The sequence below is a fragment of the Xanthomonas hydrangeae genome, from assembly GCF_032697525.1.
GTDB classification, from domain to species: Bacteria; Pseudomonadota; Gammaproteobacteria; order Xanthomonadales; family Xanthomonadaceae; genus Xanthomonas; species Xanthomonas hydrangeae.
This window is the reverse complement of sequence record NZ_CP103836.1, coordinates 512,655-528,731: the sequence shown is the minus strand read 5'-3', so window position 1 is coordinate 528,731 and position 16,077 is coordinate 512,655. Positions and strand designations below refer to the sequence as shown.

Genomic DNA, 16,077 nt, shown 5'->3' with positions numbered 1-16,077 from the left:
CGTCGCAGGAATGCTGCTCATCTGCTCATTCCTTTTCGTTCTATCGGACTGTCCATCAATGATTTCCCTGCGCAACTTCTCCATGCGACGCGGCGAGCGTCTGCTGTTGTCCAACGTCGACCTGACCATGCATGCCGGCTACCGCGTCGGTGTGGTGGGCCGTAATGGCACCGGCAAGTCGAGCCTGTTCGCCGCAGTGAAGGGCGAACTGGAAGCGGACAAGGGCGACGTCGACCTGCCCGGCAAGGTGCGCACCGCCAGCGTCTCGCAGGAAACCCCCTCGCTGCCCGATCCGGCGCTGTCGTTCGTGCTCGGTGGCGACATCGAGGTGTCGGCCATCCTGCAGGAAGAGGCGGCGGCCACCGCGCGCGAGGACTGGGAAGCGGTCGCCAACGCGCACCAGAAGATGGCAGAGCTTGGCGCCTACGACGCCGAAGCGCGTGCCGGCAAGCTGCTGCACGGCCTGGGCTTCCCGGCCGAGACCCATCACCGTGCGGTGTCCTCGTTCTCCGGCGGCTGGCGCGTGCGCCTGAATCTGGCGCGCGCGCTGATGATGCCCAGCGACCTGTTGCTGCTCGACGAACCGACCAACCACCTGGACATGGACGCAGTGCTGTGGCTGGAGCAGTGGTTGCTCAAGTACCCGGGCACCTTGCTGCTGATTTCGCATGACCGCGAGTTTCTCGACAACGTGGCCACCCACACGCTGCATCTGCACGGCGGCACCGCCAAGCTGTATGTCGGCGGCTATACCGATTTCGAACGCCAGCGCATCGAACACCTGCGCCAGCAGCAGATCGCGCACGAAAAGGGCCAGGCCGAGCGCGCGCATCTGCAGAGCTTCATCGACCGCTTCAAGGCGCAGGCCAGCAAGGCCAGCCAGGCGCAGAGCCGCATGAAGCGGCTGGCCAAGATGGCCGGTACCGAAGCGGTGCGCGCCGAGCGCGAATTCCGCATCGAATTCGCACAGCCGAATCGGCTGCCGTTTTCGCTGATCCGGTTGAATCATGCGGCTTGCGGGTATGCGGCTGCGCCGCGGGAATCGGGAGTCGGGAATGGGGAATCGCAAAAGCGTGGGTCCAGCGATGCGATTACCGTGTTGCACGATGTCGGGTTTGGGTTGGAAGCGGGCGACCGGATTGGGTTGTTGGGGCCCAATGGCGCGGGTAAATCCACGCTGGTCAAGACCTTGGTGGGCGAGTTGGAGCCGTTGTCTGGCGAACGCAGCGCGCATCCGGATCTGCGCATCGGCTACTTCGCCCAGCACACGGTGGAGTCGTTGCACGAAGGCCAGTCGCCGATGGACCACTTCCGCGAGCTGTCGCCGGATGGCGCCAATCAGGCGTTCCGCGATTTCTTGGGTAAATGGAACTTCGCCGGCGACCGCGCGTTCGAAGTGGTGGACGGTTTCTCCGGCGGCGAGCGCGCGCGTCTGGCGTTGGCCTTGATCGCCTGGCAGCAGCCGAACGTGCTGCTGCTGGACGAACCGACCAACCATCTGGACCTGGAAATGCGCGAGGCACTGGCCGAAGCGCTGAGCGACTTCGAAGGCGCCATCGTGATGGTCTCGCATGACCGCCATCTGATCGGCCTGGTCTGCGACAGCTTCTGGCGCGTGGCCGACTGCGTGGTCGAACCGTTCGCCGGCGACCTGGACGAATACGCCGCCTGGCTGCGCAGCCGCCCGGCCGCGCAAGGCACCAAGCAGAAGCTGGCCGAGGTCGCCCCGACCCCGCCACCACCGACCAAACCGCTGCCGCCGAAGAAGGTCGTCAACCCGCACAAGCTGGCCAGCGCCGAAAAGCGTGTCGGCGAGCTGGAAGCGGCATTGGCGGAACTGGACCGGCAACTGGCCAATCCGGCCAACTACCCCGACAGCGAAAAGATGGCCGTGCTGGGTCGCGATCGCGAGGCCACCGCGCAGTTGTTGTCGGCGGCAGAGGCGGCGTGGATGGAGTTGATAGAGGGCGCGTAGGGTGGGGCCGAGGTGATGGTGTGTGTTGATCGATGATGCATAGAGCTCGAAAGTGATGGAAGTGCGCTGCGCGCCCGCACCCTCATCCGGCGCTGCGCGCCCCCTTCTCCCGCAGGAAGAAGGGGGCTAAAGCCCCTCCCCCTGCGGGAGAGGGGTTGGGGTGAGGGTACGGCGGAAGACAGCCATCTCAATAGAGATGGCTCTGTTTGAGTACACGCATGCAGGCCTCACTCGAACGCACAACCTCAGCCCAGCTTTTGCTCCACCAATAACCAAGCAAGCAACCTTCGCCCAGCCTCACTCTCCGGCCGCGAGCGTAGCCGCGTCAGCCAATAGCGCCCGGCGTCGATCTGGATCGGGAACGGGCACACCAGCCGCCCTGCATCCAGATCCTGTCGAAACATCGGCAGCGGCAACAACGCCACCCCGGCACCGGCCGCCGCGGCGCTGGCCAATGTCAGCGACGAATCGAACATCGCACCGCGCGCTGCGACTTCGGCTGCACCTGCCGCGCGAAACCACTGCGGCCACTCGTCCAGTCGATACGAGCGCAGCAACTGCACCTGTGCCAGATCGGCCGGCGTGCGCAACGCGCGCGCCATTGCCGGCGCGCAGACCGGTGCAAACGGCGCCTCCATCAGCGCATGGGCGATCTGCCCGTGCCAGTCGCCATCGCCGAAACGGATTGCCAGATCCAGCCCTTCGCCGGCCAGATCGACACGGTTGTTGTGGGTCGACAGACGCAGCTCGATCTCCGGATGCGCCGCATGAAAGGCATCCACACGCGGCAGCAACCAACCGGTGGCGAAGGTGCCGACCACGCCGACGCTGAGCACCTCGCGATAGCGGCCATCGGCAAAGCGCTCCAGGGTGGCAGCGATGCGATCGAAGGCCTCGCCCAACACCGGCGCCAGCGCAGCGCCTTCGTCGGTGAGCGCCACTCCGCGCGGTAGCCGGTGGAACAGGCTGGTGCCCAGCTGCTGTTCCAGTGCCTTGATCTGGTGGCTCAGCGCGGCCTGGCTCACGCATAGCTCGCCGGCCGCGCGGGTCAGGTTCTGATGACGCGCAGCAGCCTCGAAAGCGCGCAGGGCATTGAGCGGGAGGCGGGGCCGAGGCATGCGCAGAGATTAGTTCAATTCATGCCTGGGATCGAAACATCGCGATGGTCGGCTGCTTCGCCTGCGTCGATACTGCGGGCTCTCCCAATGAGGTGGCCCCATGTTGAACCGACGGCAGTTCCTGTCCGTGACCGGTGCGAGTGTGTTGCTTGCTGCGTCCAAATCCGCATGGCCGCTCTCCCGGGTGGCGACATTGCACGAGCCAACGGGCGATCTGCTGCGGGCACGCTGGGCGGAGATCGAACGTGGCACCGGTGGCCGCCTGGGTATCGGCCTGCTCGACAGCGCCACCGGCAAGCACTTCGGGCAGCGCGAAGACGAGCGCTTTCCGATGTGCAGTACCTTCAAATTTGTATTGGCTGCGGCAGTATTACAGCGGGTGGACCAGGGCAAGCTGACACTGGCGCAACAGGTCAAGATCCGTGCCTCGGACATGCTGTCGCATGCGCCGGTGACCGAGCGCCATGTCGGCGGTTCGCTCAGCGTGGCCGAGCTGTGCCGGGCCACGATGATCTACAGCGACAACCCGGCCGCCAACCTGCTGTTCCCGCTGGTCGGCGATCCGCAAGGCCTGACTGCTTTCCTGCGCGGGACTGGCGATACCCAGACCCGCAGCGACCGTCACGAGCCGGAGATGAATCGGTTCGCCGCCGGCGACCCACGCGATACCACCACGCCTGCAGCGATGGCTGCCACGCTGCGCACGCTGCTACTCGGCGACGCGCTGCAACCCACCTCACGCAAGCAGCTGACCGACTGGATGATCGACAACCGTACCGGCGACGATTGCCTGCGTGCGGGGCTCACGCCTGACTGGAAGATCGGCGACAAGACCGGCAGCAACGGCACCGACACCCGCAACGACATCGCCATCATCTGGCCACCGGAGGGCAGGGCGCCACTGCTGCTCACCACGTACTTGAATGGCGCCAACGTCGACAGCGATGCGCGCGATGCGGCGTTAAAGGCAGTGGCGCAGGCAGTGGCGAGCTACGTGTCTGCTTGATGCGTGTGCGGCGGACTCTGGAGCGGCCCGTTTCACAGCGCGATCGAATCGCCGATCTGCAAGCTGCGAACCAGCGTGGTCGGCTGTTGGAGGTCGACGCAGTGTCTGCAGCGGACTGCAGTTGCAGCACTCCGCGTCGAGGCCACGTCTGCACGCAGCGCGGCGGGCGTTTTTTCGACGCCAGTGACTAACGCCAGTGACTAAGAGCGGCTAACAAACCCTAGCGAGCGCCTGTCAGTGAGTGCAGTGGTTTTGTCGGTCGCATCTCGTTGGATGCAGTCAAAAGTTCAGATCAAACGCTGAGTGGGTCGAATGCGCGGTGCCCTCACCGCTCGCGGGACACGCCGCAAGTACGTCCATGTAGGCTCGGTGGCGGCATCCATGCCGCCACACGGTCCCGCAAGCGGCGAGGACACCGCACCAGAGAGTTGATCGGTTGCTTTGTTTAAAACCATGCATAACGACCATCTCGACTGGTCCTTGCCCGCCCACCGTCGCGGGACCTTACGCGGCATGGATGCCGCGTAAGAGCCTACATGGACGTACTTGCGGCGTGTCCTGCGATGGTGGGCGGGCAAGGGCCCTGCAGCCAGGCAGCAGATCAGCCGGCCTGCAGTGGAGTGGCGTGAAGTAGTTTTGTTAGCCGCTCTAAGTCCTGATCAAGCGCGATACCGATACTCAAAGTGCGCGAAAGCCTGTCGGCCGACAGGCGCCGACGAGATCATGGCCGCAGTGGAGGATCTCGACATCGACGGTCCGGCCTATCCGGCCTATCCAGTCAAGCCACAGCATCGATCACTCAAGATCCCGGCGCATCGGCCAATTCGGTCTGATACAACTGCGCCGGCCCACCCATCGCCGGATCGCTCACGCTATCGGCGCCGGTTTCGACGCGACCTGCCAGGCGTTGACGCGCACCATCCTGCTTCAGCCACAGGTCGTACCAGCCGCAGCTCGCTGCGGCCTTCCAGCTGCGTCGCTGGGTGCTGCCCGGCGCCACGGTCAGTTGCTCGCGTGGCTGCGCATTCGCATAGGCCGCTGGTTGCAACGCCACCTGCACTGCGGTGGTGCCGGGATTGTGCAGCAAGAGCGACAACGCGGCTGGATCGTTGGCGTCCTGCGTGATATCGGCCAGCAGTAGCGCTGCACTCAGATCGCCGCGATAGTGACGATGGAAGCCATTGGGGCCGAGCAACCACAGATCGTAGCGACCATCGTGGGTGGTCCAGCTGCCTTCCAACGTGGCGCCGTTGCCGAGCGTGTAGCGACGCGGAATCGCCGCCAGGTCGTAGCGGTCGTAGACGTGCAGCACGACCGCAGCACCGTTGTTGGACATGCGCAGCACCACGTCGCCGCGCTCCTGCACATAAGTCAGTTGCACAGCCGGACGATACGGCACTGCGCGCGAACGCCGTACACCGAATGGCTGCTGCGGCGCCTGCAACGAAACAGGCAGCGGCGGCAACGTGTGCTCGCGCATCGCTGCCGCGCGTGCTGCAGTGGCGCTGACATCGGGCAATGCAGCGATGAACGGGCGCGCATCCGCGGTACTAAAATCGAATGCGTTGGTGAGATCGCCGCAGACTGCACGCCGCCATGGCGTGATCTCCGGTGCGGGCACGCTGAAGCGACGTTCCAGCAGGCGCAATACCGAGGTGTGGTCGTACACCTGCGAGTCCACCCAGCCGCCGCGGCTCCACGGCGAGATCACGTACAGCGGCACACGCGGGCCCAGGCCATAGGGGCGGCCACGCAGTTCCGGTAGATCCACTTTTTGCTCGCCGGGTGCTGGCTGACGATGGTACTCGTCGTCGATGGGAATGCTGGATGCACCGGCAAAACCGGCGGCAGCACGCGGATCCAGCGACGGTGGCGCCGGCGGCGGCATGTGATCGAAAAAGCCGTCGTTCTCGTCGAACATCAACAGCAGTGCGGTGCGGCTCCATACCTGCGGATCGGCAGTCAGCGCATCCAGCACGCGTGCGGTGTAGGCCGCGCCTTGCGCAGGACTGGACGGATCCGGATGTTCGCTGCCGGCCGCATCGGCAATGATGAAACTCACCGACGGCAGTTGCCCGCCAAGCACATCGGCACGTAATTGCTCCACATCGCGCGTGCTCACGCCACGCGCGCGCAGTTGCGCATCGTGACCCGGCGCAGCACCGAACGCCTGCCGAAACGGCGCGAAGCCTGCCAGCGGGTTGTCGGTGAAGTTGTCGCGCATGTCCTGATAGATCTGCCAGGACACGCCCGCTTTCTGAAGATGTTCGACGTAGGTCGTCCAGCGATACGCCTCGGCGAAACCACCCAGCTCCGGGAAGTTGTCGTGCGAGTTACCGATCACCGGCCCACCGGCGCGCGCTTGCGGGTCATTGCCGCCGCTCCACAAAAATACGCGATTCGAGTTGGTGCCGGTCTGGATCGAGGCGTGGTACGCATCGCAGATGGTGAAGGCGTCGGCGAGCGCGTATTGAAACGGGATATCCGCGCGCACGTAATGACCCAGCGCGTGATTGTGCTTGGCGGCGGCCCAATGGCCGAGCCGGCCGTGGTCCCAGGCGCGTTGCGCATCCACCCAGCTATGCGGAGTGCCTTGCACGCGCATGAAGCCGAACTGCGCCGCAGTATCCAGCGCAAACGGCGTCAGCCACTGGCCACCGTCTTCGCTGGGCTGCAGCCACACCGTGCGTGCAGGCGCACCCGGCAGTGGCGGCGCAGGAATCGGAAAACGGTCGCCGAACCCGCGCACGCCGGGCAGCGTGCCGAAGTAATGATCGAAGGCGCGGTTTTCCTGCATCAGGATCACCACATGCTGCAGGTCTTCCAACGTGCCGCTGCGACGGTCCGGCGCGATGGCCGCGGCGCGCGCGATGCTGGGTGGCAACAGCGCGGCGGCGGCACCGGCGAGTCCGGTCTGCAACACGCGGCGGCGGGGAAGATCGATCATCGTGTCACCTGGTTTGAACTCCAATCCTGTCTGCGCTGGGGCGGGTCGAGCGTACCGAACTCGTCAGCGCGTGTGTTCTCTTGCGTGCTTGCAAAACCGCCGATCACGCCAATTTGCACATGCGGAAGAACGGATGCGGGGGAGCGGATCGAGTGGCGTGCCTTTCACTCGATCCGCTCCCGCACGTTGGAAATCCTATCCCCGCAGGCCGTCGGCCATGTGCTGCTAAGTTAGAGATCCAGCGTCAACGTCAAACCAACCGTACGCGGTGCGCCGATAAACGCGCTGTCGCTGCCGTCCACACCTTCCAGATAACGCTTGTCGGTGAGGTTGCTGACATTGAGCGCCAGTTGCAGGCCCTGCAGCTGCGACGTCAGTTGCGACAGTTCCACCCCCAGGTTCGCATCGAAGGTGGTCACGCCATCGAGTGCGGCGCGATTGGAGGCATCCAGATAGCGCTTGCCCAGATAACGCCCGGATACACCGAAACGCCACGCCTGCCCGCGCCAATCTGCCGACAGGACCAAGGTGTTGCGCGGCTGGCCGATCACCTGCGCGCCGGGCGTGATCTCCAGCGCAGCATCGCGCGCGGCATCGCCGCTGCCCAGGTAGTCGGCCTTGTTGTAGGTGTAGGCACCGTTGATGCGCCAGCCGTTGTCCCAGCCATAGCCCAGCGCTGCCTCTACACCGCGCGCATGCACGCCGCCGAAGTTTTCGTACACGCCATCGGTTTCGCCGAGATAGTCGATGCCGGTGACGAAGTTGGCCGGCACATACACGATGCGGTTATCGAAACGGATGTCGTACAGCGTCACGCTGCCGGTCAACGGCCAGCGGCTGATGCGCAGGCCGAGCTCGACGTTGTCTGCGGTTTCCGGTTGCACGCGGCTCAGCACGACCGGGTCGGTTTCGCCGAGCACACCGGACGGAATCGCGGCGAAATTCTGCGAGTAACCGGCAAACGCTTCCAACCCTTGCACCGGGGTGGTCCAGGTCAGGCCGGCCGACAGCAGCGGGTCGGAGTGCGAATCCGATTCAACATGCTGCGCATCGCCGATGCGGCGGTCGCGGGTCTGGTCGACGAAGAACTGCTTGACGCCCACCCGCCACGCGAACGCGCCATAGCGCATCACATCTTCCACGTAATACATCTGCTCGTCGGTCTGGTAGTCGTCCTTGAACTGCACCCAGTACGGCTGATGATCGAAGCTGATATTGGTGCCCACATTGAGCAGGCGATGCCAGTCGCGGGTGACGCTGCGGTCGTAACGTTCCAGCCACGCACCGGCGCGCACGGTATTGTCGATGGCGCCCAGGTCGTGGCGCCACTCCACATCGGCCATCGCGCCGGCACGGTGGTTGTCGTAGTGGCTGTGGCGATACGACTGCACCGGCACCGAGCCTGCGGGATAGCAGGCCGGGTTGGATTCGGCCGGTACCGCATCGCTGCCGGCGCAACCGGCCAGCATCGTCGCGGCTGCGCCGCCCGGAGTGAGGTAATACAGCTTGCCCAGGTCGCTGCCGGCATACACGGTGTTGCCGCCCCGCGCTTCGGATTCCGGCGCGCCCGCACCGTCGTTGGTGACATCCACCAGATACGGCGGAATCCAGTCGCCACGGCCCTGCATGCGATGCGCGTAGCCGGTGAGCGTGGTCTTGAAGCCGTTGCCGCCATCGAAGGCGCCGCGCAGATAGCCGAACGTGTTCTTGCGCAGGGCGCGCGAGCCGGAGCGATAGTTCTGGTCCAGATACGGAATGCCGGTGAGCGTGCCGGTCAACAGATCGTGTTCGGGATCTCGCGCGAACTGCTCGGGCGTCACGCTGGTGTATTCGGATTCGTCGGCATCGTCGTACGACAGATAGCCGCTGAGCGTCCACTTGTCCAAGCTGCTGACGAATTTGCCGGCCAGGTGATCGCGGCTGGTGTGGCCGCTGCCATCGATCCAGTCGTCGTTGCGCGCGGACGAGCCGCTGACCCAGGCGCGCGTGTTGCCGCCGAGCACGCCGGTGTCGTAGCGCGCGTAATACTTGCGCCCCTGGTTGTCGCCGATGCCGCCGATCACGCGCACGCGCTGTGTTTCCAGCGGCTCGCCGGTGAGGTAATTCAAGGTGCCGCCCAGCGCTTCGTTGGAGCGCGAGGCGATGTCGGCGGTGCCCTGGCTGACCTCCACCGTTTCCAGATCCGGCATGTCGATGAAGCGGTTGGCCTTGGAGCCGCCGCCATACGCCGAGCCGCCGTTGGGCACGCCGTCGATCGTGGTGCCGATCTGTTGCGTATCGCGATTGCTGACAAAGCCGCGCATGCTGATCTGCGTGCCCCAGTCCGACGAGCCGAACGCATCGGCCTCGGTCACGACCACGCCAGGCAGTTCGTTGAGCGCATCGTTGACGCTGCCGAGCACGAACTGGCGGTCCAGCATTTCCTTGCTGACATTGGTCTTGGAATACGTCATCGCCTGGCCGACCACCTGCACCTGATCCAGCATGGACACCTGTTCGCCAGTGTTGTTCGGTTCGGCCGCGGCCGGTCCGGACGCTGCGCCATCCGGGACCTGCTGGGCGTAGGCGGGCAGGGTGAGCGGAACCAGCAGCAACGCGAGCGTGACCGGATGGCGCATGCGCGATGAAGACGTCGAATCCATTGCAATCCAACAAGCGGGGAGGGAGTCTGCAAAGACTCCCGCACTTGCGTTGCGTGATGATGACCGCGCTACAGGTGGGGCCGCGATCACCAAGTGCAGGTGAGTAGCCTCACCGCCAGGACGACTAGGAGTAGGTGTTGTCTGGGTATTTTTTCAAGGCCGCGTTGTTTGCAAGACCGCCGAGATCTGAGTCGCAGAGTCATTCATTAGCTGCAGTCAAAAGCCTGATTGGTCGAGCGCGCGGTGCCCTCGCCGCTCGCGGGACACGCCGCAAGTACGTCCATGTAGGCTCGGTGGCGGCATCCATGCCGCCACACGGTCCCGCAATCGGCGAGGACACCGCACCAGAGAGTTGGTCGGTAGCTGGTTAAAAAGGCTGGCCTTCTCGCGAGTTGCCTTGGTTTGCCAATGCTGATCGCATAACTGCGTGTGAGCTAGCGAGCTAGAAGCACGCGATGCACTGCTTGCACCATGCACACCGACCATCTCGACCGGCCCTTGCCCGCCCACCGTCGCGGGACCTTACGCGGCATGGATGCCGCGTAAGAGCCTACACGGACGTACTTGCGGCGTGTCCCGCGACGGTGAGCGGGCAAGGGCCCTGCAGCCAAGCCGCAGATCAGCCCCCGCAGCAAATTCCCTGATCATCCGCTCTGCAATAGACCAAGGCGGATCAGTTCTGTCAGCCATTTTGGGTGTGAGGCGCCGCTTCGGTCTGCTGCGTTTCAGGCATCAATTCCAGTGCCGACGGCGTCGTACGCAGCATCGGGCGGAAGGAGATCGGATGGGTGCGGCGGCGCGTGAAGCGCAGCAGGCGCGCCAGCGTGAAGCCGGCCAGTGCCAGCAGCATCACAGCGAAGTACACCGGCAGTGCTGCCGGGCCGAATTTCTGCATCGCGCCACCGGCCAGGGCCGGGCCGATCGCCGCGCCCACGCCATGCACCAGCAACAAACTGCTGCAGCCGGAGAGCAGATCTTCGCGCGGCAGGTAATCGAGCATATGCGCCACCGCAAACGGATACAGCGAGAATGCCAGCCCGCCATACACGAAGAACAGCATGAACAGCATGGTGGTCTGCGACTGCACCATCGGCACCGCGGCGGCAATCGCAATGCCGGCCGCCAGCACACTGACCGTGACCAGGCCGATGCGCCGGTCATGGCCATCGCTGATGCGCCCGATCGGCCACTGCAACACCGCCCCGCCGATGATCGCGGTGAGCATGAATATCGCCACGCCATCGGCATCCAGCCCGATGCGGTTGGCGTACACCGGCAACAAGCCCCAGAACGCCCCCATCGCCAGGCCCGACAACCCCGCGCCGATGGTCGCCACCGGCGCCAACGCGTATAGCGTTTTCAGGCGCAAACGCGACACGTGCGGCACCTCGGGCGGAATCAATCGTGTGGTCATCACCGGCATCACCGCCGCGCAGATCAGGATCGCCGTCAGCGTGAACATCGCCGGCGCACTTGCATCGCCGGCGGTGAGCAGGATCTGACCCAGCGCCAGTGCAGAAAGATTGATCGCCATGTACACCGAAAACACCCGGCTGCGTCGGCGCGCATCCGGCTCGGCGTTGAGCCAGCTTTCGATCACCGTGTACAGGCCGACCAGGGCCGCGCCGGTGACCAATCGCAGCAATCCCCAGCCCCACGCGTTCAACCAGATCGGATGCAGCAGCACTGCAATGGCGGCCAATGCCGCATAAAAAGCAAACGCACGGATATGCCCGATGCGACGAATCAGCGGCGGCGCGAAGAAGGTGCCGAGAAAGAAGCCGGCAAAATACCCGGACATGATCAGGCCCAGCGCACGCACATCGAAGCCGGCCTGACTACCGCGCACGGCAAGCAAGGTGCCGAGCAGCCCGCTGCCGGTCAGCAACAGGGCCACGCCCAGCAATAAGGCGGTCAGTCGCAACATGGATGCGGCTCTTGTGGGGGAAAAGGCGCGTCGATCACGTGTTCGAGTGTAGCAGGCCGCTGTGTGGCGGCTTGATCGAAACGTGTGGTGCAGGCTGATTCAATTGGTTCATCTCTACGGCTCTCGGCAGTCGCTGGTGGTCGTCAAGTCGGCGCAACGTGCCGGTTGTCTGCGCGCTGCAGGACGAACGCTGTCTTCCGCGCAATCCAGCTGACCTGATAACGACTCGTCACGTTTGCTAGAGACTTCGGTATGTGCAGTTGGCGTTTGCATCTGCAGGCGGCAACCGCGGCGTTGAACGTGCGCGTCAGCGTGCAGGTGTGACAAAGCGACGATTGATCGATGCTTGTTGCCTGCAACAAGGCCCCACGCGCCAGCGCCCAGACAGCCCCCTGCACCGGCTTGCCCGCATCCGTCTAGAATCTGCGCCCCTGCATCGTCATCAGCTGATCCTGCCATGCCCATCTACGGTTTCCAGTGCACTACCTGCGGTCACGCCTTCGACCGCCTGCAGAAGATGGCCGACCCCGATCCGCAGACCTGCCCGGCCTGCGCGGCGGCCACGATCAAGCGCCAGATCACCGCGCCCTCGTTTCGCCTGTCAGGTAGCGGCTGGTACGAAACCGACTTCAAGTCGGCGGGCGAGAAGAAGAAAAACCTCACCGAGAGCAGCAGCGGTGGCGAGGCCAAGCCGGCCGCAGCCGCCGAGAGCAAACCCGCTGCCAAGCCCGCGTCCAAGCCCGCGTCCAAGCCAGCCGATCCGGCATGATCCACGGCCGGGCGCGCAGGCCGGAGAGCGGCATGAAGCTTGGCGCAGTGATCAAGCGGCCTGCTCGCCTTGTTTCGTTGATCGCTCCTGGGCTGACGTTGCTGATGCTGGTCGCCGCCGTGAGCGGATGCGCCACTTCTTCCAGGTCCAAGTCCACGTCTGCCACGTCGCCCACACCGATGAGCGCCGTGTCCGCCGACCGCTTCCTGGCCGCGCTCGCCGTGCACTGCGGTCAGGCCTTCGCTGGCCGCGTGCTTGTCGACACGCCCGCATCCACCGCACCGAGCGCCTTTGCCGGCAAGCCGCTGCTGATGCATGTGCGCGGCTGCGACGACCCTGCACGCGAACTGCGCGTGCCGTTTCACGTGGGCGACGACCACTCGCGCACCTGGGTACTGACGCGCACCGGGAACGGCCTGCGCCTCAAGCACGATCATCGCCATGCCGACGGCAGCGCGGACGCATTGACCCAATACGGCGGCGCTACCATCGATGCAGGCAGCGCGAACCGACAGGAATTCCCGGTCGATGCCGACTCCATCGCGCTATTCAAACGCCTTGGCTCGACCGCTTCGCTGAGTAATACCTGGGCGATGGAAATCCAGCCCGGCCGCAGCGTCGTCTACGAACTGAGTCGCCCAGGCGGGCGGATGTTCCGGGTCGAATTCGATCTCGCCCAGCCGGTTGCTTTGCCGCCCGCGCCTTGGGGAAGTTGAGCCGGTCGATTGGCCGGGCAGTCGGCATCGTCTGAGTTTCAAGACGAGCGTCTCCAGCTGGAGACCTGATCAAGCGGAGTCGCGGTAGCGCACGATCCCGCCGGGAACGCGTGTCATCCGCCAATCGATCGATGACAGGTGGAGGGCCCAGGCCGATCCGGATCCAGGACCGGCCCGCGCGCCGACTCAACGCGCCTCGAACCGCGCCCGGCAACCGTCATTCACCCACACCGTCGCGCGGCGCTCGTCGTAACCCCAGCTGCGGCCCTCTTCGCAGCGGGTGTCCGACAACTGGCGGGTCAGCACCGGACGTCCGTAGCGGCCATCCCAGGCGCAGGTGCGCAGGCGGCGGTCGTCGCTGGCGCAGCTGATGGCGTAATCGTTACGCGGGCGCTCGTCGCGGCCACCATAGCCGCCATCGCCACGGTCCCAACCGCCACCGCGCGCTTGCGCAAACTCGCCCCGGCAGCCGTCGTCCACCCAGATCCGGCCCCCGTCCTGGCGCCAGTTGCGGCCTTCCACGCAGGGCGTGTTGGAGAGCTGGCGCACCAGCATGGCGCGGCGCCAACCGGTATCGCAGATCTTCTGGCGCTGGTCGTTGCTCTCGCAGCGCACCGTGCCGGCCACCCCGCCAGCGCCGCCGCCGTTGTTGCCGCCCCAGCCGCCGCTCCCGTTGCGGCCATCCACAAAGCGCGCGCGGCAGCCGTTGTCCACCCACACGCGGCCGCGGTCGCTGCCCCAGTTGCGGCCTTCGATGCAGCGCGTGCCGGAGATGTTTTCGACCAGCACCGCGCGGCCGCGGAACGGCGTATCGCACTCGCGGCGGCGGTTGTCGTTGCTGGAGCAGGTGATGCTGGGGCCGTTCCAGCCGCGGTCCTGCGCTGCGGCAGGGGCACTGGTGAGCAGGCCGGTCAGGGAGATCAGGCCGAAGCCGGAGAGCAGCAGGGCAGTGCGCAGCATCGTGTCGTCCTTGGTGCGGGAGGGGCGTTGCGCCTATTCAGCCGGGCGGCGACTTAAGCGACCATGAGCGCCTGCGCATTTGCTCCTGTCGCCCGCCGGCCCCAGAATATCCGGCTCTCCGGCGCTGTCCTGTGTCGGGTTTTCAGCGGAGCTTTCGATGCGTACCCACTTCTGCGGCCTGGTCGACGAGACCATGATCGGCCAAACCGTCACTCTCGCCGGCTGGACCGACGTGGCCCGCAACCTGGGCGGCGTGTGCTTCATCGACCTGCGCGACCACGAAGGCATCGTGCAGGTGACGGTGGAACCCGAGAACGCCGAGGTGTTCCCGGTGGCCGCCAGCCTGGGCTACGAGGACGTGCTGCAGGTCGAAGGCGTGGTGCGTGCGCGGCATGCGGTCAACGACAAGCTGCGCAGCGGCAAGGTCGAAGTGATCGCCACGCGTATCACCATCCTCAACAAGGCCGCGCCGCTGCCGTTCCACGCGCACGAAAATCCGGGCGAAGAAACCCGCCTGAAGTACCGCTATCTGGACCTGCGCCGCCCGGAGATGCAGCGCATGCAGCGCACCCGCATCAAGCTGGTGCAGGCGCTGCGCCGGCATCTGGATGCGCGCGATTTCCAGGACATCGAGACCCCGATCCTGACCAAGGCCACCCCGGAAGGCGCACGCGACTTCCTGGTGCCGGCGCGCATGCATCCGGGCGAGTTCTACGCCTTGCCGCAGAGCCCGCAGCTGTTCAAGCAGATCCTGATGGTGGCCGGCTTCGACCGTTACTACCAGATCGCGCGCTGCTTCCGCGACGAAGCGCTGCGTGCCGATCGCCAGCTGGAATTCACCCAGCTCGACATGGAGTTCGCCTTCGTGCGCGAGCGCGACGTGCAGGATTTTGTCGAAGACATGATCCGCGCCATCTTCAAGGAAGTGGTGGACGTCGATCTGGCCGCGCAGTTCCCGCGCATGACCTGGGCCGAGGCGATGCGTCGCTACGGCTCGGACAAGCCGGACCTGCGCATCGCGCTGGAATTGGTCGACGTGGCCGAGCTGGTCGAGTCCAGCGAATTCCCGGTGTTCACCGCCGCCGCCAACGATGCCGACGGCCGCGTGGCCGCGCTGCGTATCCCCGGCGGTGCCGCGCTGTCGCGCAAGCAGATCGACGAGTACGCCGCGCACGCCGCCAAATACGGCGCCAAGGGCCTGGCCTACATCAAGCTGTCGGAAACCGGCGAAGTCAGCTCGCCGATCGCCAAGTTCTTCTCCGAAGAGGCGTTTGCTGCGCTGCTCGCGCACGTCGGTGCCGGCAACGGCGACATCGTGTTCTTCGGTGCCGGCGGCTACAGCACCGTGTCCGATTTCATGGGTGCATTGCGTCTGAAGGCCGGCAAGGATTTCAAGCTGGTCGCCGACACCTGGGCGCCGCTGTGGGTCACCGACTTCCCGATGTTCGAATGGGACGAGGAGGCGCAGCGCTACGTGGCCCTGCATCACCCCTTCACCGCACCGGCCGTGGACGACATCGCCGACCTGCGCGCCAACGCACGCACGGCGGTCTCGCGCGGTTACGACATGGTGCTCAACGGCAATGAAATCGGCGGCGGCTCGATCCGTATCCATCGCCCGGACATGCAGAGCGCGGTGTTCGAGCTGCTTGGCATCGGCGCCGACGAAGCGCGCGCCAAGTTCGGCTTCCTGCTGGATGCGCTGAACTACGGCGCACCGCCGCACGGCGGCATCGCCTTCGGCATCGACCGCATTGCTGCATTGATGGCCGGCACCGAATCGATCCGCGACGTGATCCCGTTCCCCAAGACCACTGGCGCGCAGGATCTGATGACCGACGCCCCGTCGCCGATCCCGGCCGAGCAGCTGGCCGAAGTGCACGTGCAGGTGCGGCCGAAGCAGGTCTGACCTGGGCTAGCAGATGGCCATGCCGTGTGCGTGGTCATCTGTACAAGGCGCCCAGCGCAGCCAGCGCTGCGCGCTTTGGTGGAACCGTTAGCGCCAGGGCTGGGTGTT

Annotated in this window: 10 protein-coding genes; 5 read left to right on the top strand and 5 right to left on the bottom strand. The window is 65.3% G+C overall.

The window, feature by feature from the left end:
* Positions 1-58: 58 nt before the first annotated feature.
* Entirely contained in the window at positions 59-1,975 is a 1,917-nt protein-coding gene (locus NYR97_RS02175; RefSeq protein WP_316696440.1) for an ABC-F family ATP-binding cassette domain-containing protein, read from the top strand.
* Between the two features lie 245 nt (positions 1,976-2,220).
* Here the strand turns inward: NYR97_RS02175 and ampR are convergent, their stop codons facing one another.
* Positions 2,221-3,093, bottom strand: a complete 873-nt coding sequence (ampR, locus tag NYR97_RS02170; protein ID WP_316696437.1) for a LysR family transcriptional regulator AmpR — start codon at positions 3,091-3,093, stop codon at positions 2,221-2,223.
* 100 nt (positions 3,094-3,193) lie between these two features.
* Here ampR and bla point away from each other — a divergent pair, with 100 nt between their 5' ends.
* Positions 3,194-4,099: a class A beta-lactamase gene (gene bla / locus NYR97_RS02165; RefSeq protein WP_316696435.1), complete on the top strand. Its 906-nt coding sequence runs from the start codon at positions 3,194-3,196 to the stop codon at positions 4,097-4,099.
* A gap of 799 nt (positions 4,100-4,898) precedes the next feature.
* Here bla and NYR97_RS02155 read toward each other — a convergent pair.
* From NYR97_RS02155 to NYR97_RS02145, 3 genes are all read right to left on the bottom strand, one after another.
* A complete protein-coding gene (locus NYR97_RS02155) occupies positions 4,899-7,046 on the bottom strand; it encodes a phosphocholine-specific phospholipase C (RefSeq protein ID WP_316696433.1) in 2,148 nt (715 codons plus the stop codon).
* A gap of 230 nt (positions 7,047-7,276) precedes the next feature.
* Entirely contained in the window at positions 7,277-9,688 is a 2,412-nt protein-coding gene (locus NYR97_RS02150) for a TonB-dependent receptor domain-containing protein (protein ID WP_316696432.1), read from the bottom strand.
* A gap of 682 nt (positions 9,689-10,370) precedes the next feature.
* Positions 10,371-11,615, bottom strand: coding sequence for an MFS transporter (locus NYR97_RS02145; RefSeq protein ID WP_316696431.1), 1,245 nt, complete (start codon positions 11,613-11,615; stop codon positions 10,371-10,373).
* Positions 11,616-12,072: 457 nt separating this feature from the next.
* Here NYR97_RS02145 and NYR97_RS02140 point away from each other — a divergent pair, with 457 nt between their 5' ends.
* A complete protein-coding gene (locus tag NYR97_RS02140; protein ID WP_316696429.1) occupies positions 12,073-12,384 on the top strand; it encodes an FmdB family zinc ribbon protein in 312 nt (103 codons plus the stop codon).
* Between the two features lie 32 nt (positions 12,385-12,416).
* Positions 12,417-13,100 (top strand): hypothetical protein, encoded by a 684-nt coding sequence (locus NYR97_RS02135; protein ID WP_425613028.1) that lies wholly within the window; start codon positions 12,417-12,419, stop codon positions 13,098-13,100.
* Between the two features lie 186 nt (positions 13,101-13,286).
* On the opposite strand, the gene NYR97_RS02130 is transcribed toward NYR97_RS02135, so the two are convergent.
* Positions 13,287-14,060, bottom strand: coding sequence for a DUF3011 domain-containing protein (locus tag NYR97_RS02130; RefSeq protein ID WP_205394045.1), 774 nt, complete (start codon positions 14,058-14,060; stop codon positions 13,287-13,289).
* A 157-nt stretch (positions 14,061-14,217) separates the two neighbouring features.
* Here NYR97_RS02130 and aspS point away from each other — a divergent pair, with 157 nt between their 5' ends.
* Complete coding sequence (gene aspS, locus NYR97_RS02125; protein WP_316696426.1) at positions 14,218-15,969, top strand: aspartate--tRNA ligase; 1,752 nt, start codon at positions 14,218-14,220, stop codon at positions 15,967-15,969.
* Positions 15,970-16,077 lie beyond the last annotated feature (108 nt).

Coding starts and splice junctions, on each gene's coding strand:
- NYR97_RS02175 (WP_316696440.1), top strand. CDS start 59: ATGATTTCCCTGCGCAACTTCTCCATGCGACGCGGCGAGCGTCTGCTG.
- ampR (WP_316696437.1), bottom strand. CDS start 3,093: ATGCCTCGGCCCCGCCTCCCGCTCAATGCCCTGCGCGCTTTCGAGGCT.
- bla (WP_316696435.1), top strand. CDS start 3,194: ATGTTGAACCGACGGCAGTTCCTGTCCGTGACCGGTGCGAGTGTGTTG.
- NYR97_RS02155 (WP_316696433.1), bottom strand. CDS start 7,046: ATGATCGATCTTCCCCGCCGCCGCGTGTTGCAGACCGGACTCGCCGGT.
- NYR97_RS02150 (WP_316696432.1), bottom strand. CDS start 9,688: ATGGATTCGACGTCTTCATCGCGCATGCGCCATCCGGTCACGCTCGCG.
- NYR97_RS02145 (WP_316696431.1), bottom strand. CDS start 11,615: ATGTTGCGACTGACCGCCTTATTGCTGGGCGTGGCCCTGTTGCTGACC.
- NYR97_RS02140 (WP_316696429.1), top strand. CDS start 12,073: ATGCCCATCTACGGTTTCCAGTGCACTACCTGCGGTCACGCCTTCGAC.
- NYR97_RS02135 (WP_425613028.1), top strand. CDS start 12,417: ATGAAGCTTGGCGCAGTGATCAAGCGGCCTGCTCGCCTTGTTTCGTTG.
- NYR97_RS02130 (WP_205394045.1), bottom strand. CDS start 14,060: ATGCTGCGCACTGCCCTGCTGCTCTCCGGCTTCGGCCTGATCTCCCTG.
- aspS (WP_316696426.1), top strand. CDS start 14,218: ATGCGTACCCACTTCTGCGGCCTGGTCGACGAGACCATGATCGGCCAA.